Here is a 2,280-nt window from a genome sequence, read left to right on the forward strand (position 1 = left end):
CATCTTTTCTTTATCTATGATTTATTGATTGAAATAAACTGCGGTCGCTATAAGAATACATTATTATATAGGGTAATATAATTTGCAGTTATCAGATGGGTAGAGTTTGCGGTTTAACAGTCAATGTTCTTGTTTCATTAGGAGCGAGTTTATCTATTGACCAGACAATACTTCCCGGCTTGTTAATCTTAGTGCTATCAGTTACAGACTCAGGTATTTCTTTATCAGAATTAGGCTGATTCGTTAAATAAATCTGACCTGCTATATCTGTATTTCTTGTTTCATATGGCTTTTGTCCATCTTCTGTAGTACCTAGTTCTGTAGGTGTATGAGAGATATCCCCTGCATAAGTAACTAGGTTTTTATAAGTTGTAAACTTATCGACCACATAGATATTTTGACTGCCATCGGGACCTGCTGATACAGTGAGTGTATATTTGATATAATCACTCTTTGGATCTTTTGTATAAGACTTTTCTACTTTGACCTCACTGTACTTTTCTAAGTAGTGAGGACCATATTCCAATTTAATGCTTCCATTAGGAAATGTAGCTTGTATAGAACCATTTTCTTTATCTAATGTACTCAAATCTACTTCTCCTTCTAGGAAGAAGTTCCCAGAAAGAGTTGCATGTTCACCTAGACTCTCTAAGAATTCTTTTGTATATGTGACAATAGCCTGTCCATTTTCTACATGAATTTTCCCAATTACTTTATTATTATCATCAATAATCGGTCTTTCTGCTGTACTTGTAGAACGGAAGAATTCAGGAAGATCATATGCAAAAGATCCTCCATATTGACTGTTTAGTATAGCAGCATGGATATTCTTGAATTCTACTTTAAGTTTAAGATATTTGGTATCAGGTGTAATAGTACCATTTTCTATACCATCGCTATTCTTATCTGTAGATACCTTTACAGATGCTATATTGTTTTTCTGTAAGACATAGACGGGATGAGTAGACTCATCAATAGTAAGAAGTTGTAACGTTTCCTCGTCATCTAAATCAGATGATTGTGAATACGAAACATATGTGTAATTCTCTAAATTATGTGTTTCAGCCCCAGCATAAGTTGTCAATACAAAGGCGGCACATAAGACAAAGACACATAATAAAGCATGTGTTAAGCGTTTATATTTTTTCTTATAGGCATTTAAATTTCTTGCATGTTTAAAATATTGAACAACTTTCATACGCTAAAGGCGCCTCCTTTCTATTGAACTATTCTAAATTTATTGAGTGGCCAAATGCTAAAAACTACGACTCCTTCTATTTCATCTTCTGAGATATCTCCAATGAGTGAACTTCTTGAATCAACAGAGACTTCTCTTTCATCCCCTATGCAAAACCAATGAGACTGGTCTACTTGATGAGGTAAGCTAATATCACATTTGCCTAAAGACAATTCTCCTACATAATCTTCTTTGATTCTTTTTTGATCAACTGATACCTTTCCATTGAGATCAATATCAACATATTGCCCCTGACCTGCAATCACACGCTTTACAAATAATTTATTCTTCTTTCTATAAGCAACTATATCTCCTTGCTGGACTTTCTTCTTTTTTAAAACAATCACAATCTGTCCGGCATCAATAGTTGGTGACATAGCAGAACTCTGGATTCTAAGTACAGATATCCATTGTGTCGCTATTAAGAAAGAGAGTGCTATTACAACAATTAGAACAATGATCTTATGTAATTTCTTTGATTGTTTTTTAGACTTTTCTTTTTCTATATGAATTGACTCAGTTTTATCCATAATTTCATTCCAATCTCATTTAATTGCAACATTTATGTTAACCTACTTTAATAATAGTTAAATCCGAAACAGTGGGTTTAATGTAACATTTTTTAATATATGTTTCAAGAAATATGAAGCAAAAAATACGATTTTTTTGCGTATTTTTATTGTAAAGTATTTAAAAGTGTGGTATGTAACAAGTTTACGATGTTTGTTTTATTGTTTTGGATTTTAAAATCATATTTTCGTTGGATTATTCGATATTTTTTTGATTTTAAAAGAAGATTAGATGTTACATTTTTAAGAAATGTGTATCAAATATTATGTGTGTATATATATTTGTACATAATAAAAACACGCTTTTATAGCGTGTTAAATAAATGTTGTTATTCGGATTTTTGTATAAAAAAAGGACCTGGCAGCTTGCTATTGTCGCGTCTTCACACTATCGTCGCCGTTATGATGCTTAACTTCCGTGTTCGGGATGGGAACGGGTGTGTCCATCATGCTATCGCCGCCAGATCCTCGAGG

2 protein-coding genes and 1 rRNA gene are annotated in these 2,280 nt (G+C 32.7%); all 3 read right to left on the reverse strand.

Translation table 11 applies throughout. The features are described from left to right. Nucleotides 1-91: 91 nt before the first annotated feature. A complete protein-coding gene (locus tag H8909_RS12880; protein ID WP_187013109.1) occupies nt 92-1,198 on the reverse strand; it encodes a hypothetical protein in 1,107 nt (368 codons plus the stop codon). 20 nt (nt 1,199-1,218) lie between these two features. Next, nucleotides 1,219-1,767, reverse strand: coding sequence for a signal peptidase I (lepB, locus tag H8909_RS12885; protein ID WP_187013110.1), 549 nt, complete (start codon nt 1,765-1,767; stop codon nt 1,219-1,221). A gap of 395 nt (nt 1,768-2,162) precedes the next feature. Then, a 5S ribosomal RNA gene (rrf, locus tag H8909_RS12890) occupies nt 2,163-2,271 on the reverse strand. Nucleotides 2,272-2,280: the final 9 nt, after the last annotated feature.

This window comes from Catenibacterium faecis (assembly GCF_014306455.1).
GTDB lineage: Bacteria > Bacillota_I > Bacilli_A > Erysipelotrichales > Coprobacillaceae > Catenibacterium > Catenibacterium mitsuoka_A.